The sequence below is a fragment of the Hymenobacter sp. NBH84 genome, assembly GCF_014217645.1.
Lineage (GTDB): Bacteria > Bacteroidota > Bacteroidia > Cytophagales > Hymenobacteraceae > Hymenobacter > Hymenobacter profundi.
In genome coordinates, this window is sequence record NZ_CP043644.1 from 161,431 (window position 1) to 185,240 (window position 23,810).

At 55.6% G+C, this 23,810-nt stretch carries 19 protein-coding genes; 10 read left to right on the plus strand and 9 right to left on the minus strand.

The annotated features are described in order from the left end of the window. Positions 1-10: 10 nt before the first annotated feature. The 4 genes from pruA to F1C16_RS00710 all read right to left on the minus strand — a co-directional run bounded on the left by pruA (position 11) and on the right by F1C16_RS00710 (position 3,453). Positions 11-1,675 (minus strand): L-glutamate gamma-semialdehyde dehydrogenase, encoded by a 1,665-nt coding sequence (gene pruA / locus F1C16_RS00695; protein WP_185282483.1) that lies wholly within the window; start codon positions 1,673-1,675, stop codon positions 11-13. 194 nt (positions 1,676-1,869) lie between these two features. Further along, positions 1,870-2,565 (minus strand): YjjG family noncanonical pyrimidine nucleotidase, encoded by a 696-nt coding sequence (locus F1C16_RS00700; RefSeq protein WP_185282484.1) that lies wholly within the window; start codon positions 2,563-2,565, stop codon positions 1,870-1,872. Between the two features lie 53 nt (positions 2,566-2,618). Beyond that, the gene (locus tag F1C16_RS00705; RefSeq protein WP_185282485.1) at positions 2,619-2,933 is read right to left on the minus strand and encodes a ferredoxin; all 315 of its coding nucleotides are present in this window, start codon (positions 2,931-2,933) and stop codon (positions 2,619-2,621) included. A gap of 121 nt (positions 2,934-3,054) precedes the next feature. After that, complete coding sequence (locus tag F1C16_RS00710; RefSeq protein WP_185282486.1) at positions 3,055-3,453, minus strand: metalloregulator ArsR/SmtB family transcription factor; 399 nt, start codon at positions 3,451-3,453, stop codon at positions 3,055-3,057. 109 nt (positions 3,454-3,562) lie between these two features. Here F1C16_RS00710 and F1C16_RS00715 point away from each other — a divergent pair, with 109 nt between their 5' ends. The 8 genes from F1C16_RS00715 (at position 3,563) to F1C16_RS00750 (ending at position 15,907) form a co-directional block, all read left to right on the plus strand. Beyond that, positions 3,563-4,246 carry a carboxypeptidase-like regulatory domain-containing protein gene (locus F1C16_RS00715; protein ID WP_185282487.1) on the plus strand — a complete coding sequence of 228 codons (684 nt, stop codon included), beginning with the start codon at positions 3,563-3,565 and terminating at the stop codon, positions 4,244-4,246. A 230-nt stretch (positions 4,247-4,476) separates the two neighbouring features. Further along, complete coding sequence (locus F1C16_RS00720; protein WP_185282488.1) at positions 4,477-5,856, plus strand: NAD(P)/FAD-dependent oxidoreductase; 1,380 nt, start codon at positions 4,477-4,479, stop codon at positions 5,854-5,856. Between the two features lie 314 nt (positions 5,857-6,170). Further along, positions 6,171-6,767 carry an RNA polymerase sigma-70 factor gene (locus F1C16_RS00725; protein ID WP_185282489.1) on the plus strand — a complete coding sequence of 199 codons (597 nt, stop codon included), beginning with the start codon at positions 6,171-6,173 and terminating at the stop codon, positions 6,765-6,767. Between the two features lie 79 nt (positions 6,768-6,846). Then, positions 6,847-7,869: a FecR family protein gene (locus F1C16_RS00730; protein WP_185282490.1), complete on the plus strand. Its 1,023-nt coding sequence runs from the start codon at positions 6,847-6,849 to the stop codon at positions 7,867-7,869. Continuing rightward, the gene (locus tag F1C16_RS00735; protein WP_185282491.1) at positions 7,866-11,291 is read left to right on the plus strand and encodes a TonB-dependent receptor; all 3,426 of its coding nucleotides are present in this window, start codon (positions 7,866-7,868) and stop codon (positions 11,289-11,291) included. The genes F1C16_RS00730 and F1C16_RS00735 overlap by 4 nt, the downstream gene beginning before the upstream one ends. Positions 11,292-11,310: 19 nt before the next feature. After that, the gene (locus F1C16_RS00740) at positions 11,311-12,789 is read left to right on the plus strand and encodes a RagB/SusD family nutrient uptake outer membrane protein (protein WP_185282492.1); all 1,479 of its coding nucleotides are present in this window, start codon (positions 11,311-11,313) and stop codon (positions 12,787-12,789) included. A 136-nt stretch (positions 12,790-12,925) separates the two neighbouring features. Continuing rightward, on the plus strand, positions 12,926-14,362 hold the full coding sequence (locus F1C16_RS00745; RefSeq protein ID WP_185282493.1) for a glycoside hydrolase family 30 beta sandwich domain-containing protein: 1,437 nt from the start codon (positions 12,926-12,928) through the stop codon (positions 14,360-14,362). A 93-nt stretch (positions 14,363-14,455) separates the two neighbouring features. Further along, positions 14,456-15,907 (plus strand): glycoside hydrolase family 30 beta sandwich domain-containing protein, encoded by a 1,452-nt coding sequence (locus F1C16_RS00750; protein WP_258048982.1) that lies wholly within the window; start codon positions 14,456-14,458, stop codon positions 15,905-15,907. Positions 15,908-16,011: 104 nt separating this feature from the next. Here F1C16_RS00750 and F1C16_RS00755 read toward each other — a convergent pair whose 3' ends face one another. Next, positions 16,012-16,386, minus strand: a complete 375-nt coding sequence (locus F1C16_RS00755; protein ID WP_185282494.1) for a PH domain-containing protein — start codon at positions 16,384-16,386, stop codon at positions 16,012-16,014. A 310-nt stretch (positions 16,387-16,696) separates the two neighbouring features. On the opposite strand from F1C16_RS00755, the gene F1C16_RS00760 reads away from it, so the two are divergent. After that, positions 16,697-17,599, plus strand: a complete 903-nt coding sequence (locus F1C16_RS00760; RefSeq protein ID WP_185282495.1) for a metallophosphoesterase — start codon at positions 16,697-16,699, stop codon at positions 17,597-17,599. Positions 17,600-17,670: 71 nt separating this feature from the next. Here F1C16_RS00760 and F1C16_RS00765 read toward each other — a convergent pair whose 3' ends face one another. The 3 genes from F1C16_RS00765 to F1C16_RS00775 all read right to left on the minus strand — a co-directional run bounded on the left by F1C16_RS00765 (position 17,671) and on the right by F1C16_RS00775 (position 21,254). Further along, complete coding sequence (locus tag F1C16_RS00765) at positions 17,671-18,111, minus strand: hypothetical protein (RefSeq protein ID WP_185282496.1); 441 nt, start codon at positions 18,109-18,111, stop codon at positions 17,671-17,673. A 62-nt stretch (positions 18,112-18,173) separates the two neighbouring features. Further along, entirely contained in the window at positions 18,174-20,534 is a 2,361-nt protein-coding gene (locus F1C16_RS00770; protein ID WP_185282497.1) for a M1 family metallopeptidase, read from the minus strand. 114 nt (positions 20,535-20,648) lie between these two features. Further along, positions 20,649-21,254 carry a HupE/UreJ family protein gene (locus F1C16_RS00775; RefSeq protein ID WP_185282498.1) on the minus strand — a complete coding sequence of 202 codons (606 nt, stop codon included), beginning with the start codon at positions 21,252-21,254 and terminating at the stop codon, positions 20,649-20,651. Between the two features lie 410 nt (positions 21,255-21,664). On the opposite strand from F1C16_RS00775, the gene F1C16_RS00780 reads away from it, so the two are divergent. Further along, positions 21,665-22,762 (plus strand): glycosyltransferase, encoded by a 1,098-nt coding sequence (locus tag F1C16_RS00780; RefSeq protein ID WP_185282499.1) that lies wholly within the window; start codon positions 21,665-21,667, stop codon positions 22,760-22,762. Positions 22,763-22,900: 138 nt separating this feature from the next. Here the strand turns inward: F1C16_RS00780 and F1C16_RS22765 are convergent, their stop codons facing one another. Further along, positions 22,901-23,776 carry an SDR family oxidoreductase gene (locus F1C16_RS22765; protein WP_219733367.1) on the minus strand — a complete coding sequence of 292 codons (876 nt, stop codon included), beginning with the start codon at positions 23,774-23,776 and terminating at the stop codon, positions 22,901-22,903. Positions 23,777-23,810: the final 34 nt, after the last annotated feature.

The window sequence follows — 23,810 nt, forward strand, 5'->3', positions numbered from 1 at the left end:
AAGCAGAGGCTTACAGGCCTTTATCGCGGTTCAGATCTTCCTGCGGCTCCGAGCCCAGGAAGGGGTAGCGGTAGTCCGTAACAGGCACGAAGGTTTCCTTGATGGCGCGCGGCGACACCCAGCGCAACAGGTTCAGGATAGAGCCGGCCTTGTCGTTGGTACCGCTGGCGCGGGCACCGCCGAAGGGTTGCTGGCCCACTACGGCCCCAGTAGGCTTATCGTTGATGTAGAAGTTGCCAGCGGCATTTACCAGCTTCTTCGAGGCTAGGTCGATGGCATAGCGGTCTTGCGAGAAGATGGCGCCGGTGAGGGCATAGGGCGAGGTGGAGTCTACTACTTCTAAGGTCTGCTCAAATTGGTCAGCGTCGTACACATACACCGTCACTACCGGCCCAAATAGCTCCGTGCGCATGGTCACGTATTGCGGGTCTTTGGTTACGATAACGGTAGGCTCGATGAAGTAGCCTTTCGACTTATCATAGCCACCGCCGGCCACAATCTCGGCGTCGGCATCGGCCTTGGCACCGTCGATGTACTTGGCAAGCTTATCAAACGACACCTCGCTGATAACGGCGTTGATGAAGTTGGAGAAGTCCTCCACATCACCCATCTTGAACGAAGCCAGATCTTCCTTCACGTAGCCCAGGATTTCGTCGGCCAGGTTGGAGGGTAGGTACACCCGTGACGCGGCCGAGCACTTCTGCCCCTGATACTCAAACGCCCCGCGCGAAATAGCCACGGCTACCGCCTTAGCGTGCGCCGAAGGGTGAGCCACAATGAAGTCCTTGCCGCCGGTTTCGCCCACAATGCGGGGGAAGCTGCGGTACTTGGGAATGTTCTCGCCGATGGTTTTCCAGATGGTCTGGAACACGCCCGTAGAGCCGGTGAAGTGAATACCGGCAAAGTCGCGGTGGTTGAAAATGACGTCGCCAGCTACGGGGCCGTCCACGTAAATCAGGTTGATAACGCCATCGGGCACGCCTGCTTCCTTAAACAGCTCCATCAGTACCTGCGCCGAGTAGATTTGCGTATAGGCGGGTTTCCATACCACCACGTTGCCCATCATGGCCGCCGAGGTAGGGAGGTTGCCGGCAATGGAGGTGAAGTTGAACGGCGTGAGGGCAAACACGAAGCCCTCCAGAGCGCGGTGCTCCAAACGGTTCCACATACCCGGCGCCGACTGCGGCTGCTGCCGGTACAACTCCTGCATGTAGTGCACGTTGAAGCGGAAAAAGTCGATCAGTTCGCAGGCCGCGTCGATTTCGGCTTGAAAGGCGTTCTTGCTCTGCCCCAGCATGGTAGCCGCATTGATGCGCGCCCGATAAGGACCGGCCAGCAAATCGGCGGCTTTCAGGAAAATAGCAGCGCGTTGCTCCCAGGGTAGGGAAGCCCACTGCTCGCGGGCAGCTAAGGCGGCGTCAATGGCCTGCTGCACGTGCGAGGCGTCGCCCTCGTGGAAAACACCCAGCGTGTGCTGGTGGTCGTGGGGTGGGTTGATGGGTAGGGTCTTGCCCGTACGAACTTCCTGACCGCCAATGTGCATCGGAATATCGCACTCCTGCTGCTTCAGCTCCTTCAGCATCTTCAGTAGCTCGATGCGCTCGGGAGAGTTGGGCGCGTAGCCCTTCACAGGCTCGTTAATGGGGGTAGGAACGTTGAAAAAGGCGTTGGCCATAGCGGGTGGTTTTTCGGTAATAGTTTTCGGTTTGTGGCCGAGATAGGCTAAGACAAAGGTAGCTAAAACCAAAACCGTCTGTCATCCTGAGCAGCGCGAAGGACCTCATGCTAGTTGAACGAGTCGTTGATACGCTTGTCGTTCTAACGTGAGAAGGTCCTTCGCTGCACTCAAGATGACAGACGGTTTTGCGTTTACAAAATCTCCTTCAACTCGCTCAAACAGGCAATTTCGTAAGTCGTTTGGGCGAAATGTCGGCGTTTTGCAGGGTTGAAATACACTTGGTCGAGGCCGGCGTTGGCGGCGCCTAGCACGTCGCATTCCAGGTTGTCGCCAATCATGAGGCTGTCGGCGGCGGTGGTGCCGGCGCGGTCCAGGGCGTGCTGGTACATACGGCCGTCGGGCTTTAGGCAGCCACTGCACTCGGAGGTAATAACCTCCCGAAAATAATCTGTCAGGCGGGCGGCGCTCAGCTTCACGTGTTGAATTTCCCGGAAACCATTGGTCAGCAAGTGCAGCGCATAGCCTTTGTCTTTTAGGTAGTCCAACACCTCGAAGGTATAGGGGAAAACAGCCGTTTTGTGGGGTAGGAGGGAGGTGTATTGATCCGACATATCAGCCGGCAGTTCGTCCTCGGGCACGCCCAGCTTAGTGAGAGTGCGCGCAAAGCGGGTGGTGCGCAACTGCTGCTGCGTGATCTTATTGCCTTGGTAGAGGCGCCACAGCGCATGGTTCACTTCGCTGTAATACGTCATAAACTGCTCTACCGTGAAGCCATAGCGCGCCAGCCGGTGGTCGTCGTACTGAAACCGAAGTACCTCTTCGGAGTTCGTTTCGAAATCCCAAAGCGTATGGTCGAGGTCGAAAAACAGGTGGCGATACGTTTTCAAGTTGGGGTAGACAGTTAAGAATGAATAGCAGAAAGTGCGTGTACGGGAGAGAACTACTCTAACCGCAGGCGCTGCACGGGCCGGCCCTCGCCTAAGTGCTCGGCTACAATGTCGGCCACGTCTTTGGGGAGCACGTCGCCATACCAGATGTTCTCGGGGTAGAACACCACGGCCGCGCCGTTGCCTTTTTTGCAGTGCTTGCACACGTCGAGGCAGCCGGTGGTTTGCACGCGGTTTTTGCGTTTTTTACCAGCGCTAAGCAGTTTTTTGAGGTCCTGCTTTTTCAGTTCTTTTTTGAACGTCTTGGCTACGTCATCGCCAACGCCGCTTTTCTGGTTGGTGCAAACGAAAATATGATAGGCGTACACGAGGTGGTGAAATTGTGAGTGGTGAAGTTGTGAGATTCAAACGACCAGCACGCCGGATAAGTTGACGTAACGGATAATGAGGCGAAAACGAAAACTCACCATTTCATCACGCATCATCTCACTATTTCACCTCGGCTTCACCTTTCCAGCGGCGGTTTTGCAGCTTGTACGCGGCCAGCTCTCGGTTCGACCATAGCGTTTGGTAGGTTTCCTGGTCGTGGCGCAGCTGGGCGTCGCGCTCTAGGTAGCCCAGCAACTGCTGCACCACGTCGCCTACCTCGTCTTTTATATAATAGAATACCCAATTATCGAGACGGCGGAAGTTGACCATGCCCGCGTTTTTCAGATACAATAATTGGCGGGAGGTTTTGGTTTGGGTGAAGTCCAACACCTGTTCCAGGTCAGAAATGCACATTTCCTGGTTGCGCCACAGCAGATGAAGGATACGCAGCCGACTTTCGTCGCCGAATGCTTTAAAAATGGGCAACCCTAATGCAACGGTGAAGTGTTTTAGGCGCATCTTTTGTTTGAATTGGAAGGAAGGAGGTAAGGAGCGGTACGACAAATTTACGTCAATCCGGGCGCCTACCTTTCAATCTGCCGTATACTTGTAGTCTGTAATTCATTCTATGTCTGTTTCCTCCTCTTTTCGTACTGCTTTTGCCGGGGTAATCACGTTGTTGCTCTTGCTGTTGGCAGGATCTGCCGCGCAGGCCCAGGGCAAGCGGCCGGTAGTGCAGTTTTCCGGCATCATCGCCACCGGCGACTCGCTTCTGGGCGTGCCAGGAGCGGCTGTATTTGTGCCCAAAGCCGGACGGGGCACCCTCACCAACGAGTACGGCTACTTCTCGCTGCCTGTGCTGGCCGGCGACAGCATCGTGGTTCGGGCGCTGGGCTACGGCAACCAATGGGTTGTGGTCCCACCCGATTACCCACGGCAGAGCTATTCCATTATTATTCAGTTGCGGGAAGACGCTACCATACTCCCGGAGGTGCGGATCTTTCCGTACGCCACCGAAAAGGCATTTAAGGAAGCCTTTCTGGCCCTGCGCCTACCCGATGAGAAGGGCTCTTCGGCCGCGGCCAACCTTAGTCCTGAGGTGATGCGCCGACTGTTCATCGCTCTACCCACCTCTAGCATGGCCAACTACCGCCAAACTATGCAGATGCAGCAATACGACCAGCAACGGCGTATGGGCCAAGGCGCTACCCCCTACACCAATAACCCCCTGCTAAACCCCTTCAGCTGGTTGCAACTCATCAATCAGATAAAAGCCGGGGAGTTCAAGAAAAAGGCCGGCGACGATTATTAGATAATCAAACGCTGTTAGCATAAGCCAGAACGCCGTTCCTTCCGCTGAGAGGAACGGCGTTCTGGCTTATAGCGTGTTGGATAGTTTGGTCTAGATACACTGTTTTTTAAGCGAAGCATCGTCCAAATTTTTAAAGTTGCGTACCAGCGAGTTGATGCCTGGCTGCCCCGGCCGGCACAACCGAATTTCGCAACGATGGGAGCGTACCACGCGCCCTTATACTTTACCGCATGGATACGAATTTGCCTACCTCCCCGCTCCCGCGCGTTGTAATTGTGGGATGTGGTTTTGGGGGGCTGCGCTTGGCCAAAGAGCTAGCCGACCAGCCCCTACAGGTAGTAGTAGTGGACCGCAACAACTACCATAATTTTCAGCCGCTGCTCTACCAAGTGGCTACCGGCGCCCTAGAAGCCGACAGTATTGCCTACCCCATCCGCAAGATTTTTGCAGGCCAGGAGAACTTCTTCTACCGCCTGGCCGATGTGCAGCGCGTGGAGCCAGACCGCAATACCATCGTAACCGACATTGGGGAAATCAGCTACGACTACCTGGTATTGGCTACGGGCTCGGTCACCAACTTCTTTGGGCTTGAAACCATTGAGAAGAACGGAATGCAGATCAAGAGTGTGCCGAATGCCCTGAATCTGCGCAGCTTTCTATTTCAAAATTTCGAGCGGGCGGTGCTGGAAGCCAACCCCGCCAAGCGGCAGGCGCTGCTGAATGTGGTGATTGTGGGTGGCGGCCCCACGGGCGTGGAAATTGCCGGTTCGCTGGCCGAGATGCGCAAAGACGTGCTACCCCAGGACTACCCCGAGCTGGACCTGAAGCAGATGGAAATCTACCTCATTGAGGCCGGCGGGGCCGTGTTGGGGCCCATGTCGAAGGAAGCACAGCAAACGGCGCACAAGTACTTGGACGAGATGGGAGTCCATATTCGGCTCAATACCTCAGCCAAGCGCTTTGAGGATGGCAAAGCCTACATTTCTGATACGGATTTCATTCGAACGGAAAACCTGATTTGGGCCGCCGGTGTGAATGGAGCAGCCCTACCCGGCTTCTCGGAGCAGCAGATCACCCGCAACAAGCGCCTCAACGTGGACCATCATAACCTAGTGACGGGCACCACGAATATTTACGCCATCGGCGACGTGGCCAACATGGTGACCGACGCTATGCCCAAAGGCTACCCCATGCTGGCGCCAGTAGCCATTCAGCAAGCCGAACAGTTGGCTGCCAATCTGGGCCGTATCCTGAAAAAGGAATCGCTCAAGCCTTTTGACTACACCAACAAGGGCACCATGGCCATTGTGGGCCGCAACCGGGCAGTAGTCGATTTGCCCAAGGACATACACTTCGGAGGCTTTTTCGGGTGGCTGACGTGGCTGTTTGTGCACTTGATGACGCTCATCGGCTTCCGCAACAAGGTCGTAACGCTCATCAGCTGGGCCATCAGCTATTTCAGCTCCGATAAGGCGCTGCGCCTGATTATTCGGCCTTACAAACGGCGCGATTATAAAAAGCACAGCGGGCAGTCGGCAGCCGAGCACTTGAACGCCACGCCGCAGTATAATCCTACCCCGCCGGCTTTGCAGGAGCCAGTGCAAGGGTAAAGTAACACGGAAGTCAAGAACTGAAGTTAGCTATAGTGCAGCAGCAAGCTATTGTACCGGCTATGTGCAAATGCTTCCGTCAAACGCGGTACCTATACCGGCAATACGGGTAGTGCGTGGTGTATGGCAACAGTACGATTGATATGCAGTATCTGCACGGCTGCATCTTGCAGATTTTGTGGGCATAAGATTCTATCCGGTAAGAAATTCCACTGCGAGGCAGGAAAACGAAAACAACTCTTAGCTTTCTTACTTAAACCAGTAAGAAACTACTTTTAAGTACATTTAGCCTTCGCTTCTCTTTATTGTCTTCTTTGAAAGCTGTACTGGATTTTCCGGATATTGCTTGGCTGAGCCGTTTACGCCACGACGACGGCCGAGCATTCGACGCGCTGTTTCGACACTACAGTCCGCGCGTGTACCGGTTTGCTTATAGTTACCTGAAAACTAGAGCAGCAGCAGAGGAAATTGTGCAGGAGTGCTTTTTGAAAATATGGGAAAAGCGTCATGAATTGCGCGACGACGTACCATTGAAAGGCTATCTTTTTACCACAGCGCATCATCTGATTTTAAACCAGTTGCGCCACGTGCAGCATCAGGTTGCCTACCAGGATTTTTTGCGCCATGTGCCGCCCACAGAAGGCAACATGGAAAAAGATGTGGAGTATGCCGAGTTGGAAACGGTGTATCTGGCTGCGCTAGCCAAGCTACCGCCCAAACGCCGTCGCATTTTTACCCTTAGCCGGCAACAAGGTCTATCGTATCCCGAAATTGCGCGTGAGCTGAACATATCGGTGAAAACAGTGGAAACGCAGATGGCGCAAGCCCTTAAATTTCTGCGACTCTATTTTAAATTGCATGGTAACGTATTGATAGTTTTGCCGTTATTGATTTCGATCAACTCTTTTTGATTTTTTTCTGCGGGCGCAGTCAGGGTGTTGAGCCGCTGGGGTGTAGTACCTATATCCAGCCGCTTTACTCTGCTAACCTATGCTGCCACTTGTTACGCAGGAACTCTTCAACCGCTATGTACACGATCAGGCCACGCCAACTGAAGCGGCGGTGGTACGAGCTTGGCTAACCGAGCCCACCAATCAGCTTATAGCAGAGCAGTGGATGCGTGCGCACTGGCACACGCTGGAAACGCCAACCGCTGCTGCCCTACCTGATGAACCCAACTATGAGGCGCTGCTGACCTCACTGCACCAGCAAATGGGGCGTACCGCTGCCTGGCGTTGGCAGCCCTGGGCCGCCGCCGCTGTAATTGGCGGGCTGGCCGTAGGCGGTTTATGGTGGCAGTATGGTACGCCGCCCACTGCACCGGTAGCAGCCGTTGCCCACACCGAAACCACCGACTACGGCCAGAAACGTACCCTGCATTTATCCGATGGTACGGAGGTGACGTTGAACGGCCATTCCACCTTGCGCTACCCCCAAGCCTGGGCCACTGGCCAGCCGCGGGAGGTGTGGCTAGATGGCGAAGCGTACTTTTCGGTACGCCACCTACCTAGTGATGAACACTTCATTGTGCACACCCCAGATGGTATGCAGGTGGAAGTGCTAGGGACCAAGTTTGCCGTGTACCGACGCCAGGAGCAGGCTCGCGTGATGCTGGTATCAGGCAAGGTGCAACTCAAGTTTAAGGCCGCCGACCACCGCCCCGATTTGGTAATGCAACCCGGTGAACTAGTGGAGATGAACAGCCGGCAGCCCGAGGCTGCCGTGCGTAAAACGACGGTGGCTGCTGCGCCCTATACTTCTTGGAAAGATGGCAAGCTAGTATTCGATGAAACTACCATTGCTGAGCTGGCCACCCGTCTGCACGACACTTACGGCGTGGAAGTAGTTCTTGCAACACCCGAGTTACAGAACCGCCGCATTACCGGTACTGTGCCTATTGGCGAGCTGGATGTGTTGTTGCAGGCCTTAGAAGAGACATTTCACCTAACGATTCAGCGCCAGCAGAATCGCCTCATTTTCTCGGATCATAATTCCCCCAAACCTAGCTTATGACCCCATTTACTACCCGACTGTGCGGCCGAGTCGTCCGTACGGCCTCCGCGACGGCAGTGTGCGCGCTGCTGGTCCCTACCCCGGATGTGCTGGCTGCCCCCACCCAGCTGCTGGCCACCAACTACTCCAATCAGCGCACTGCTTCCCGCGCCGAAACGGTAGCGCTAAAAGACCTGCTTGGTCGGTGGGAAAAAGAATACAACGTTACCATCTTTTACGAGAGCGAGTTAGTACGTAATAAACGCGTGCCTGCCCGTGCCGACGGCGCCACGCTGGATGCTAAGATGGCCGAGGTATTGCCGCAGGCTGCCTTGACGTTCAAGAAGTTGCGGGCCGATTATTACTTGGTTGTAGAAAATTCGGGCACGGTTTCTTCTGCAAATTCTGCAAACGTTTCCGTAGCAGATGTAACGGTTTCCGGACGGGTAACGCAGGCCAATGGCGAGGGACTACCCGGTGTAACGGTAGTCGTGAAGGGCACAGCCAACGGCGCTTCGACCGATGTTGAGGGCAGGTTTTCTTTAACAGTGCCAGAAGGTAGCACACTGGTATTCAGCTATGTGGGCTATGTGCGCCAAGAGGTGCCTGTGGCGGGTGCTACTACCGCTCTCAACGTGACATTGGTAGAGGATACCAAGGCACTGGGCGAGGTAGTGGTAGTAGGCTACGGTACCTTAGCACGCCAAGAGTTGACGACTGCGGTTTCCTCAGTAGGTGCCCAGCAGATTGAGCGGCAGAAAGTAGCTGGCTTCGATCAGGCACTGCAAGGCCAGGCACCTGGCGTGCAGGTAACAGCACCAACCGGTGCTCCGGGCGCAGGTATCAACGTGCGGATTCGCGGCAACAGCTCGCTTAATAGCAGCAATTCGCCGCTGTATGTAATTGATGGTGTGCCTGTGCTGCCTACCTACGATCGGGAGTTGAGCGTGGGTAATCAGAAGCCTAACCCGCTAAATGCTATCAACCCAGCAGATATCGAGTCGATTGACGTACTGAAGGACGGTGCTGCTGCCGCTATTTACGGGGTGCGTGCTTCCAACGGTGTAGTAGTTATCACAACAAAGCGTGGCCGCTCCGGCAAGCCGCAAGTAGGCTTCAATGCGTATTATGGGGTGCAAAGCCTGCGCAAAAAGCTGGATGTACTGAATTCCCGGCAGTTTGCAGAGTACTACAACGAGTCGCAGGCCAACGCCGGCGCGGCCATTGGCTATCCAGACCTAAACAACCTGCCACCCTACGATACGGATTGGCAGGATGAAGTATACCGTACCGCTGCTATTCAAAACTATCAGTTGAATGTGAGCGGTGGTACCGACAAAACGCACTATTATGTAGGGGGCGGCTACTTCAAACAGGATGGTATCATTCTGAATTCGGGCTTCGACCGCTTCAACTTCAAACTGAACTTTGACCAAAAAGCGGGTGAGAAGTTTCGGGTAGGAACCAATTTAAACCTGAGCCGGACGAACACTAACGGTAGCGTACGCAGCGAACAGGGATTAGGGAACTCAGGTACTGTGCTGGGGGCGTTGGCGCAAATTCCAACTGTTCCTGTGCGAGATGCCAACGGTGTATACGGGGTGAACCCTTTCTCCTTGTCGGATAACCCGGTAGGAAACCTGCTGGAAACTAGCAACCGGTCGCTGAGCTATCAGGTGATTGGAAACCTGTTTGGGGAATACAACATCCTGAAAAACTTACAATTCCGTTCCTCCATTGGCATCGACTTCCGTACCCAGCTGGAGAACGAATTTATCACCCGCAATTATCCTGGTACTTCGCGCGCTGATGCTTCTACCCGCGGTAGCGGCCGTACGGGCACAACGCTGCAAAATATCTGGCTGTGGGAAAACACGGTCACCTACAACCCAAACATTGGCGACAAGCACAGCCTGCAACTGCTGGTAGGGCAGTCGGTGCAAGCGTCGAATCGCTTCGCTTCTAATGCCTCTGTGCGGGGGTATGCTTCCAATGCCGTGCCCTACCTATCGGCCGGTACGGAGCGCCTGGGCACGAGCAGCTACGAAGAAGAATGGGGCCTAACCAGTCTCTTCGCGCGTGCTATTTATAGCTACGAAGACCGCTACCTGGCTACCCTGAGCTTGCGCCAGGATGGCACCAGCCGTTTCGACGCGTACTATGGCTATTTTCCGGCTGTGGCCCTGGGCTGGCGTATTTCCAAGGAAAGCTTCTTCCCACAGAACAGCAGAGTTTCAGATTTGAAGCTGCGGGGTAGCTTTGGTAGCAATGGCAACCAGGACTTGGGCTATACCTACCAGCGCTTTAGCTCCTATGTGGTAGGAGCCAACTATACGGGCAATAATGGTACTGTGCAAGGGGGGATCCGCCCCGACCGGATCGGTAACCGTTCGTTGAAATGGGAAACTTCCAAACAATACGATCTGGGTCTGGATTTCGGCATGTTCAATGACCGCCTTACGCTGACAGTGGATGCATACTTGAAGCGCTCGAAAGACCTATTGCTGAGCGTGCCTCTTGCGCCGAGCACAGGTGCTCAGGTGCTAGACATTGTGCAGAACGTAGGCTCGGTGGAAAACAAAGGACTTGAGTTTGCGCTGAACACGGCTAACGTGCAAGGGCAGAATGGCGGCTTCACGTGGTCGACTAACTTAAACGTGTCGCTGAATCGCAATAGAATAGTAGACCTGGGTACGTTGGTGAACGACGAAGGCGAGTCAGTGGATCGGACTATTATCTACGACAACACCATTTCGCAGAAAGGCAAGCCGCTAGGTTCTTTCTATGGCTTCAGGACGCAAGGTATTTTCCAGACGCAGGACGAGATTAGCAGTGCGCCTAGCCAGCCAAACAACCCACAGCCGGGCGATATTCGTTTTGTAGATATTAATGGCGACGGGGTTATCAACAACGATGACCGCACCATCATTGGCAATCCTAACCCGAAAGCCATTGCCGGTGTTACCAACACCTTCAGCTTCAAAGGAATTGATCTGAGCGTGTTCTTCCAGGGTAGTTTCGGCAACGATATCTACAATGCCAACCGTCAGGCATTGGAGTCCCTAACAGGGCCGGTGAACCAGTTGACAACGGTGCTGGACCGTTGGACTCCCAACAACACAAATACCTCTATTCCGCGAGCGGTCTTCAACGACCCGAATAACAACGGCCGTTTCTCCAACCGTTGGATTGAAGATGGCAGCTACGTGCGCCTCAAAAACCTGACGCTGGGCTATACCCTACCTACCAGCATCATCAATAAAGCCCGTATCAGCAGCCTGCGCGTGTACGTGAGCGGTCAGAACCTGCTGACCTGGACCGACTACTCGGGCTATGACCCAGAAGTAAGCGCGGATCCATTCTCATCGACTAGCATCGGTCGCGACTTTGGCGTGTATCCACAGGCACGTACCTACACGGTAGGCTTGAATGCCAATTTCTAATCTGAGTTTCATTCTACCCATGAAAAAGATATTCATCCCCGTTTTTGCCCTGGTGCTGCTTGGTAGCTGTGATATTCTGGACAAGCCACCACTGCCATCTATCTCGCCGGAAAACTTTTTTCAGAGCGCCGATGACGCTGAAGCTGGTCTGACGGCTGCCTATGACGCCCTGCAAGGTACTGGCCTGTACAGTCAGGATTTGATTACGGTAGGCGAAATGCCTTCCGACAACTGCAACAGCAACAACGGCGACGTAGCATCGCTGGACCGTATTTCCTGGACGCCTACTACCAGCCAGGTGTACAACATCTGGCGCGACTCCTATCTGGGTATCAACCGCGCCAATGCGGTTATCAAGTATGTACCTACCATCACGATGGATGAGGCGCGCCGAAAGCAGATTCTAGGGGAGGCTTATTTCCTGCGAGCTTTGCACTACTACAATCTGGTGAAGCTGTATGGCGGTGTGCCGCTGCGCTTAGACCCAACCGAAAGCGGCGAGCAGTCGGTGGTGGCCCTACCCCGAGCAACCGTTGAGGCAGTGTATACCCAGATTGTGGCCGACCTGACGGCAGCCGATGGCTTAGTGCCTGCTGTCAATGCAAATCGGGTAACCAATGGGGCTGTGAACTCGCTATTGGCCAAAGTGTACCTAACGCAACGGCAATGGGGACCAGCCGTAACGGCGGCCAACAAGGTCATCAGCACTGGTAAGTATTCCCTGTTGACAAGCTTTAAAGGGCTGTTCCCTGCTGAGAATAAAGCGCCTGAAACAATTCTGGAAGTTCAGAACCAGGGAAACGCTGATGGCAACAACATCTTGCCTGACCTGCTACTACCATCGCCACCCGCTACGTATTCCTTCCCTAAGTTCAACATCCCAACGGCGGAATTACTACAGTATGCTGACACGGCTTCTTATACCAACGGCCAGCTCCGTCCGAACCGTGACCGTCGGTGGACGCTAATCGGCCGTACCAATGCGGGTCTCGATTACGCTAGTTTCGTGAATGGAACCAGCAGCAGTGCCAACGACCGTGGACCCTTTGTATACAAGTGGCCCGGTGCACCAAACGCTTTCAACAGCCCCGACAATACGTATATCTTGCGCTACGCGGATGTATTGTTGATGTACGCGGAAGCCGCCAACGAACAAGCAGGGCCCTCGGCCGATGTGTTGGAAAAGTTGAATCTTGTGCGTACTCGTGCGGGCTTAGCGGCTCTCACGCCTGCTTCGCCGCAGTACGCCAGCAAAAAGGCTATGCGGGATGAAATTGACCGGCAGCGTCGTCTGGAACTTGCTTTCGAGGGGGAGCGGTGGTACGACCTGCTGCGTTATGCCCGCCACAACCAGGCAGAAGCTGGGGCTCATGCTGTGACAGCACTGGATATTATCCAGCAACGCCTCAACCGTCCTGATGCCAACTATTTGCTGTTCCCTCTGCCTCAGGCTGAGATTAACAACAACGCACAACTACAGCAGAATCCGGGGTACTAAATTCTCTGATATAGCCAAGGCTTTCACGTCCGCTAGGTATACACTTTTCCAGTGGCGTGATAGAGAGCCGGTTCCGCAATGTTAGGGGCGCGGGCCGGCTCTTTTTTGTTCTGTTTCCCACTTTCCTACCTACTGTATGCAAACCAATTTTCGAAAGGCATGGTTGCCGCTAGCGTTGTGCGGGGCGTTGTTGACGGGCGCTACCAGTTGCCAGCAGCCCATGGCGGGCACCAGCAAAAGTGCGGACGTCACGCAATGGATTACCACCCCCGACCAAACCTTGCTGTTTCAGCGTCAGCCCACGGCGTTGAAATTCGCGGCTGCGGCCAGCGCTACCCCTGCCACCATTGAAGTAGACGACAGCCAGAAATTTCAGACCATCGACGGGTTTGGTTACTGCCTCACGGGTGGTAGCGCTACCCTGCTGCACCAGATGGGCCAGGCCGAGCGAACCGCCCTACTCAAAGAGTTGTTCGCGCCCGACGCGGCTGGCAGCATTGGCGTAAGCTACCTACGCGTGAGCATTGGCGCATCGGACCTCGATCCGGTAGTATTTAGCTATGACGACGTGCCCGAAGGCCAGACTGACCCGCAACTCGCCAAGTTCAGCCTCGCGCCCGACCGCCGGGACCTGATTCCGGTGCTGAAGGAGATTCTGGCCATCAACCCCAGCATCAAAATCCTAGGCTCGCCCTGGTCGCCGCCTACCTGGATGAAGACCAACGGCAACAGCAAAGGCGGTTCCCTGAAACCGGAGTTTTACGATGCCTACGCGCAGTACTTCGTGAAGTACGTGCAGGGAATGAAAGCCGAAGGAATCCGAATTGATGCTATCACGGTGCAGAACGAACCTCTGCACCCCGGCAACAACCCCAGCCTGCTGATGCTGGCTGAGCAACAGGCCGAGTTTATCAAGAAAAGCCTGGGACCAGCTTTCGCAGCCTCGAAAATCGACACGAAGATTATCACCTACGACCACAACGCCGACCGCCCTGACTATCCCCTCACCATTCTCAACGACCCCGAGGCGCGCAAGTACGTCGATGGCTCGGCCTTCCACCTCTACGCTGGCCCCATCGACGCGCTGTCGAAGGTGCACGACGCCTACCCCGATAAAAACGTGTATTTCACCGAGCAATGGGTAGGATCGAAGTCTAAGTTTGAGGGTAACCTGGGCTGGCACGTGAAAACGCTGATGATTGGGGCTACCCGAAACTGGGCCAAAACGGTGCTGGAGTGGAACCTAGCCGCCGACCCTGAGCAGAACCCGCACACGCCCGGCGGCTGCACCGAGTGCCTGGGCGCCATCACCATAAATGGCAATCAGGTGCAACGAAACGTGGCCTACTATACCATTGCACACGGTAGCAAGTTTGTGCGACCGGGCTCGGTGCGCATTGCCTCCACGGCCGAAGGCACGCTGCCGAACGTAGCGTTTCGCACGCCTGCGGGGCAAACCGTGTTACTGGTGCAGAACGACCAGAAAACGTCGCAAACGTTTGGCATTCGCTACCACGACAAAACGGTAACCGCGACGCTCGCGGCCGGCGCGGCTGGTACTTATGTGTGGTAAGCTAATGGGCGGTATCCATAAACCAGAGGGTAGGGGAGGTGCAAGCCTCCCCTATATTCATTGCTATTCCAACTCTATATGACATGCTCACTAATGAATAATGCCTTCTGGGCAATGGTACTGGTGGCCGGGGTAGGGCTAAGCGGCTGCTCTGATAACGGGGGCGATGGTGCTCAGCCCACGCCCCCAACGCCTACCTCGCCCACCGGCTCGTCGCAGGTGGCGCTGTGGCTCACCACGGCCAATAAAACCGCCTTATTTCAGAAGCAGCCTCTGACGCTGAACTTTGCCGCGCCAGCTGCCAACAACACCCTACCCACCATCACGGTAGATACTACGCAAACCTATCAGAGCATCGACGGCTTTGGCTTTACGCTCACGGGCGGCAGCGCCTACGTGCTGCACCAGATGGGCGCCACCGAGCGGGCAGCGTTATTGAAGGAGTTGTTTGCCGCCGATGCCAACAACATCGGTACCAGCTATCTACGCATAAGTATTGGCGCGTCGGACCTGGATGCGCAAGTGTTCAGCTACGACGACCTGCCGGCCGGCCAAACCGATCCGCAACTCACCAAGTTCAGCCTCGACCCCGACCGCCAGTACTTGCTGCCGGTGCTGAAAGAGATTCTGGCCATCAACCCCAGCATCAAAATCCTGGGCTCTCCTTGGTCGCCGCCTACCTGGATGAAAACCAACGGCAACAGCAAAGGCGGCTCCCTGAAACCGGAGTTCTACGACGCCTACGCACAGTACTTCGTGAAGTATATCCAGGGCATGAAGGCCGAGGGTGTGACTATTGATGCCATTACGCTGCAAAACGAACCCCTGAACCCTGATAACAACCCCAGTATGATGATGACGGCCGCAGAGCAGACTACGTTCATCAAGCAAAGCATCGGGCCAGCGCTGAAATCAGCGGGGCTAACCACCAAAATCATCCTCTACGACCACAACACCGACCGCACCGACTACCCCCTGACCGTGCTGGCCGATGCCCAGGCCCGGCAGTATGTCGATGGGTCGGCGTTTCACCTCTACGCGGGCAGTATTGAGGCGCTGTCGGCGGTGCACAATGCCTACCCCGATAAGAACGTCTACTTCACCGAGCAATGGGTGGGTGCCCCCGGCAACTTCGCTGGTGACCTGAACTGGCACACCAACAATATGATTATCGGGGCCACGCGGAACTGGTCGCGCAATGTGTTGGAGTGGAACCTGGCCGCCGACCCCAGCAACGGCCCGCATACGCCCGGCGGCTGCACCACCTGCCTGCCGGCCGTCACCATTAGCGGAAACGCTGTGACGCGCAATACCGCCTACTACATCATTGCGCAGGCGGCTAAGTTTGTGCGGCCTGGCTCGGTGCGCATCAACACCAGCGTGCCCAGCAACCTACCCAATGTGGGCTTCAAAAACCCGAGTGGTCAAAAAGTGTTGATTGTGCTGAATACCAGCAGCAACCCCCAAACCTTTGTCGTGAAATACCGCGGCAACGACTTACAAGTGACTCTGGACGGAGGCTCTGTGGGTACGTATGTGTGGTAAGAGATAGGCAGCAGAATAGGTAGATAGGACTACTAAACAGAACGTCATTTCGACCAGTGGTCGAAATGACGTTCTGTTTATTTTAATGCTTTACTACAAGCAACTTACAACGCGTGCTCTGCCAGCGCGCGGTAGATATCGTACACGCTCTTGTCGTTGCGGAAGGTTTTGCGGATGGGGTCAGCCTGCCCGCGCACCCAAATGTGTAGCTCCGATTCGAGGTCGAAATGGCCCACAGTTTCCATCGAAAACCGCTCGATGCTGCGGTAGGGTACGCTTAGAAACTCCTGTTTCTTGCCCGTCATGCCTTGCTTGTCTACCAGTATCAGCCGCTTGTTGGTGAAGATAAGCTGGTCGCGGATGATGGCGTAGGCGTGCTCAATTCGCTCGCCGGAAGCCAGGATGCGGTTGAGTTGCTGCTGTAGTTCCTGTGCGTCTTTTTCAGAAGCGTTGCCAAGTAGGCCGTCGAGTAGTCCCATGAGGTTGTGATTTTGTTAAGGAAGTGCTTGCCAGTAAGAACGTAATCTGCTGTGTTGCTGGTTGTCTGATTTTCTAACGTGCTAGTAGTGAAGCTGCTGCAAGGGTAGTAAAAGCCGCAGTAGCCAGAGGGTAGACAGCATGCGGCCCTGGCTGCTCGCCTTCGTAGGGGAGACACCCAGCAATCTATTCGAACGAGAAGCTAATCTTTACGACAAGGGTGGTTCGATGAGGCAGTCTGTCGTATGGATGCCGAGTTGTAGTACCCTGTACCTTGCTAACGGAAACAAGTCAATAGTTCATCTTCCTACCGTGAGACGAAGAGCAGCACTAAAAAACCTGGGCGGCCTACTAGCGGCCCCAGCGGTACACGTGGGCGCGGCAGCACCAGCAGAGCAGCCGGTTTTGCGCATTGCGCATCTCACCGATATTCACCTGAAAAACGACCTGGGAGCACCGGCCAAATTTGCACGGTGCCTACACCATGTGCAGCAGCAAACGCCCAAGGTGCAGCTTATCATGAATGGCGGCGACGTGGTGTTTGATATGAACAAGGAAAACCTCAGTTCAATCGATGACCAATGGAAGCTGATGAAATCCGTGCTCAAGGCCGAGTGCAGCCTGCCTATGGTCTACTGCCTGGGAAACCACGACATCTGGTGGCACGAGAACACCAAAGGACAGGCGACCTACGGCAAGCAGTATGCAATGCAGCAGCTGGAGCTGGCAAAACCCTACTACAGCTTCAGCCGCGGCGGCTGGAAGTTTATTGTGCTGGACAGCGTGCATCTGGATGTAGATGCTACCTGGTACATTGGCAAGCTGGGCGATGAGCAGTTTGCGTGGCTCGAAAATGAGCTGCGCACTACCCCCGCCACCACGCCCGTGCTGGTGATGTCGCACATTCCCATCCTGACGGCGGTGCTGATGATTCAGGACAATGTGGTGAACCGCTGGGAGATGCTCGGCGGCGATATGCACACGGATACAGCCAAGATTATCAACCTGTTCTACCAACACCCCAACGTGAAGCTCTGCCTGAGCGGGCACCTGCACCTGCGCGACAAAGTGGTGTACAACAACGTTACCTACCTGTGCAACGGCGCGGTAAGCGGGGCGTGGTGGAAAGGCAACCTGCGGGAAACCGCGCCCGGCTACGGCGTGCTGGACCTGTACGCGGATGGTCGCTTCACCGAAAGCTACGTGAACTACTAGCCTACTGAGAACATCACCGGAAGCAAGAGGACGCAGGTAAAATATATTTTTATTGCGTTGCTGACTACTAATTAGTTTTTGCTATTATGATTAATGACGTCAATATCTACATAAAATAATTTGGTCGTGTCTGAGTGCCAACCAGGACATACTCTAGCCATTGTACTATCAACAGGATAATAGCGAAAATATATTTTCTCTCCTTTTTTATTACCAAAGCGGGTTTCGTTTGCTGCTGCAATAGCATTTTGTCCTTCAATAGCGAATTGCGAGGGAAGATAGTCTCTACGTATGCTTAATCGTTTGCCTATAGGGTATTTAGGATCTACTTCGATAATAAGCCCGTGTTCACAGGTCCAACCTAATATTGTTCCTGATATAACCTGAACAGATTTTCGTTGGCAGCTATAGCTAAATAATAGAAAGAATATTAGCGTAGATAATATACATAATCTTTGGGCTTTCATAGCAGTTTTTTGCGCCATTGTAGAAATATTGAAGGATGCACTCATTAAATAAAAGCAAACAGCCGGACAGTTTGTGCCCGGCTGTTTGAAAATACGAGAAATAAAACCTAGTTCGTGCCGCCGGCGCTTGTGTTTGTCGGCTTGTCTTCCTTCTGCTGCATCGATACTTGCTGCTGCATGGGGTTCTGCTGCTGGCGCTGCTGGTACTCAAACAGCTCAAAGCGCGAGGGCGCTACCTGGCGGGGGTAGGCGTTGTTCGAAAGGTCGGTATCGGCGGTTTGCTGGTAGGGGTCCAGCACGAAGGCCGTTACGGGCTTTTCGGTTACGAATACCTTGGTAACGTGCTCGTTGTTTTTGCGCCAGATTTCGGCCGGAATGTTCACCACTTCCTTCTTGCCGTCGGCGTAGGTCATTTCCACAATCACGGGCATCACCAGGCCGCCCAGGTTTTTCAGGTCTACCTCATAGAAGTGCAGGCCCTGGCTGAGGCGTTGCTGCTGCTCAGGCTTCAGGGTTTTCACATACTGCTGGTAGCGCTGCTTGTCGGCGGCGGTGGTGTTCAGCGGGTCGTAGTTGTTGTAGAAGTCCTTCAACTCCGGCTTCTTGTCTACCAGCGTCTTCGGAATATCCTGGAGGTTGCGCATGTCCGAAATACTCTTCGGCGCGGTGTTGATCTGCTGGCGCTTCAGGGCGTTTTCTACCTCGGGGTTCTTCGAGTCTACGGTGTACGACTTCACGCCTTCAATGCTGAGGTCGGTGTGGTCGTTGGTGTAGAACCAACCACGCCAGAACCAGTCAAGGTCCACGGCCGAAGCGTCTTCCATCGTGCGGAAGAAGTCGGCGGGCTCGGGGTGCTTGTAGGCCCAACGGGTAGCGTACTGCTTAAAGGCGTAGTCGAACAGCTCGCGGCCCATCACGGTTTCACGCAGCACATTCAGGGCGGTAGCGGGCTTGCCGTAGGCGTTGTTGCCAAGCTGCAACACTGACTCCGAATTTGACATAATCGGCGTCTGCACGCTCGGCGACGACTTCATGTAGTCCACCATGTTGCGGGGCTCGCCGCGGCGCGAGGGGTAGTTACGCTCCCACTCCTGCTCGGTGAGGTACTGCACAAAGGTGTTCAGGCCTTCGTCCATCCACGTCCACTGGCGCTCGTCGCTGTTCACAATCATCGGGAAGAAGTTGTGCCCTACCTCGTGGATAATCACCGAAATCATCCCGTATTTCCGCTCCGCCGAGTACGTGCCGTCGGCCTCGGGCCGGCCGCCGTTGAAGCACAGCATGGGGTACTCCATGCCGCCCACCGGGCCGTGCACCGAAATAGCTACCGGGTACTCGTACGGAATGGTAAACTTGGAGTAGGTCTTGATGGTGTGCGCCACTACTTCCGTGGAGTACTGGCCCCACAGCGGGTTGCCCTCCTTGGGGTAGTAGCTCATGCACAGCACGTTCTTGCCGCCTTGCTTGATACCCATGGCATCCCAAATGAACTTCCGCGACGACGCCCAGGCGAAGTCACGCACGTTTTTGGCGGCGTAGGTCCAGGTTTTGGTGCCTTTGGGCTTGCCTTTTTCGGCTTGCTCGGCCTCAGCCTGTGTCACAATCAGCACGGGCTTGCTGGCGCCCTGGGCGTTGTTGAGGCGCTGGCGTTGGGTGCTGGTGAGTACCTCATTGGGGTTTTGCAGCGTGCCGGTAGAGCCCACAATGTGGTCGGAAGGCGCCGTGATGCTCACGCGGTAGTCGCCGAAGGGTAGGGCAAACTCGCCCGCACCCAGGAATTGCTTGTTCTGCCAGCCCTGAAAGTCCGAGTACACGGCCATGCGGGGGTAGAACTGCGCAATTTCGTAGAGGTAGTTGCCGTCTTTGGGGAAGAACTCGTAGCCCGAGCGCTGGCTGATCTTGGTCTGGTCGTTAATGTTGTAGTGCCAGGCAATGCTGAATGTCACCGACTGCTTGGGCTTGAGGGGAGTAGGCAGATCAATGCGCATCATCGTGTGGTTGATGGTGTGCTTCAGCGCCGCGCCTTTCAGCTTCACCGACTCAATCTTAAACCCACCGTCAAACTCCGACCGCTCGATGTAGTCCATGGCCTGAAACGGCATCCGGGTCTGCAGTTGGTTGGTTTGGGTAGCCGTGGTCATGGAGTTTTTGTCCATGATGTTCTGGTCGAGCTGCACCCAGAGGTAGGGCAACTCGTCGGGCGAGAGGTTGGTGTAGGTGATATCCTCAGAGCCCGTAATGGCCTGCTTCTCGTCGTCCAGCTTCACCTTAATATTATAGTCGGCGCGCTGCTGCCAGTAGGCGTGGCCGGGAGCACCACTGGCCGTGCGGTACTCGTTGGGCGTCGGCAGCTCCGGGCCGAGCTGCGCAAACTTGTCGGTGCCGGAGTTAGTGCTCTGGGCCAGGGCCGGGGCGGTTGCCGTCAGCATCGCAACGCCAGCCGTCAGAAGCAAGTAGTGTTTCAGCATGAAAATCAGGAGGAAAACAAGAAAAAAGGAGGAGAAACAAATATACTCAAAAGCACGCGTAGCCGCACCTGCAAAGACAGAAGGCACCTACCAAGCGTTGCACGGCCACAGTGCCTACCCTATTAGCAGCACCAGGGCAATGCCCAAGGCGGCCCCGCTGGTGATCAGCACCCAGTCGCGGCGCACGGCGTCGAAGCCGCGCAACACCAGAAAACCCAGCAGCAGAATGAGGCCCACAATCAGCAATTGTCCTATCTCTACGCCCAAATTGAAGCTAAGCAACTCCAGCACCGGTTTGCTTTGCTGGCCCAGCAGCTCCCGCAGGTAGCTCGAAAACCCTAGGCCATGAATCAGTCCGAAGCTGGCAGCCAGCAAGTTGGGTAGGGTGAGTACCAACGGCTCGCGCCGGGTAGGGGCCACAATGGGCCGGGTATTGGCCCGACCCGCCTTCACGATGTTTACGAGACAGGTGATGAGGATTGTCACCGGAATCAGCTTCTCAATCAGCGCCGGGTTGTACTGCACCACGTTCAGGGTAGCCAGCGCCAGCGTGATGCTGTGGCCCACTGTGAAGCTCGTGACCAGCGCCACTACCCGCCGCCAGTCGCTGAGCACATAGGGCGCGCACAAGGCCAGCAGGAACACCAGGTGGTCGTAGGCCTGCAGGTTGAAGATGTGGAAAAACCCAAGCTGGAAGTAGGTCTGGAAGACGGACGACATCTGGCAAAGCTAACAAACTGGCGCATATACGGCCGGTTGCATATTGTTCAGCAACAGGATAGAGGTCGTAGCCTTAGTAAATCAAGGAGATAATCGGCTGCTGATGGGCTTTCGTGCGTGTCATTTTGGATTGCCAGCAAGCGGAGGGTAGGGGCAAGTAGGACCGTTGCACAGGGAGGGTAGGGTGGCGGTACGGGAAAGCAACGCGGGAAATACGTAGCGTAAAATCCCTATTTATCCGGGTCATATTACGGGTTTTTCCGGTGGTAGCACGCTAGAGGTGAGGCGTATAGCAAGATGACCGCAACGCTTGTACCCACTGATAAGAGCAGCGCAGAAGCAAACCTCAGCCTCCCTGGCCCACATACTGGTAGGAAAGCAGCCTTCTGGCATGACGAGAAAGAATAACTATGGATTTTGCACCCTTGTTCTTCGGCGCATTCTTCGGGTTGTATGCGCTGGTGTTGCTAGCACTGCTGTGGCCCCGCCCTACCTCCCGCCTACCCAAGCGCTACCCACGGGTGAGTATTCTGGTGGCAGCACGCAACGAAGAAGCCACCATTGAGCGGTGCCTGCGGGCGTTGGCAGCCCTGAACTACCCCGCAGACTTACTCGAAATCCTGATTGGCGATGACGCCTCCACTGACGATACACAAGCGGTAGTGCGGCGCTTCATTGCCGACAAGCCCCAGTTTCGGCTGCTGCCCATCCGGCACCGGCTGGGTACTGCCCGTGGCAAAAGCAACGTGCTGGCCCACCTCTGCCGCGCCGCCACCGCCGATTACTTTCTGATTACCGATGCCGATATGGCCCTCTCGCCCGAATGGGTGCACACCATGCTGGCTGCCGCTACCCCGGCCGTGGGCATCGTAACGGGCATTACCACGGCGGGTGGCTCGCTGTTTGGCCGCTTGCAGGGGCTCGACTGGCTGTTCGGACTCAGCCTGATTCGCTTGCTTACCGATTGGGGAGTACCCGTAACGGCCGTCGGCAACAACATGCTGGTACGCCGCTCCGCCTACGAATCTATTGGAGGCTACGAGGCCCTGGCCTTCAGCATTAGCGAAGACTTACAACTGTTTGAGCGGGTAGTAGCGCAAGGGTGGCAGTTTCGCAACCTAGTGTTGCCCACAGCGCTGGGTGTGTCGGTGGCACAGCCTACGGTGCGGCACCTGATGCGTCAGCGCAAACGCTGGATGAAAGGCACCGCGCACCTACCCTGGCAGCTAAGCACGTTGTTTGGGTCCTACGCTTTGTTCTACATAGTACTTGGTTGGCCGGGTATATTGCCGCTGAGCGTCATCGGGGCCTTATGGGCCGCGAAGGTGGGCTGCCAGACGCTGTTTCTAACTATTACGCTCCGGCAAGCCGGCCACCGCGAGCGGCTGCCGGTGCTGCTGCTCTACGAGTTCTACCTACCGGTTATGTCGTTGGCGGTGTTGGTGTATACCGTCTGGCCTCACCCCATCGAGTGGAAAGAGCGCCGCTACAAGTGGGCGGAAGCGTAATGTGGGTTCTATAAAAAGGAAGGGTGATACGTGGCAGGTACGCTTCTACCAGCTATAGACAGTAGGAGCGTGAGCACTGCCATTCGGGGATCTGCAACCAATGTAAGCTCGCAACAGGGTAGGGAACTAGATAGCGTCTTAAGCCACTAGGTAGGTCGGTGAGTTGGCAGCGTGCAACAGCTGCTCGTCGGCCAGGTAGCGGTGCAGGCCGCTTTCCAGACTGGGTAGCAGTATCCCCTGCTGGCTGCCCAAGGCGCTGAAATTCGGACGCGTGGCAGCCCACCCAAACGAGGCGGCCGGTCGGGGCACCACGCTGCCCGAATCCAGGCCCGCGGTTCCTATAGCCAGACGAGCCAGCTCGGCCCAGGTGCAGGTACCGTCGTTGGCCAGGTGCCAGATGCCGTGCTCCTCATCCAGCAGCAAATCCAAAGCAGTGTTCACCAGATCGGGCAGGTAGGTAGGAGAAACTACCACGTCGTCGGCCGCCGCAAAGGACTCGCCCAGCCGGGCAGCAGTCAGCGCGTGGTGCACAAAATTATGCTCGTCCCAGGCCCCAAAGAAGGCACTTGAGCGCACTACCAATGCCTTGGGCTGGTGCGCCAACACAGCCTGCTCGGCTTGCAGCTTGCTGTGCCCATACACGTTGAGGGGGCAGGCGGGGTCGTGTTCGAGGTAGGCACGGCGTTGCTTGCCATCGAACACCAGATCAGAAGAAAAGGTGAGCAGCGGCACCTGCTGGGCGGCGCAGGCCTGTGCCAGCAGGGTAGGACCCAGCGTGTTTTCGCGGTAGCACTGCTTGGCGTCAGTTTCGGCGGTGTTTACGCGCACGTAGCCGGCCGCATTCACCACGGCCCAGGGCTCGTACTGTCGCAGAGCTGCTGCAATGGCGTCAGCATCCGTAATATCCAGCTCATCCCTACCCAGGCTGATGGTTGCCAGCCCCCGAATCTCACAAATCAAACGGAAAGCGTGGCCCAGCGTGCCGTTGCCACCCGTAATAAGGAGGGGCTGCATCGCAGGTAATATGTCAAGGTTGTCCATAGCAGTG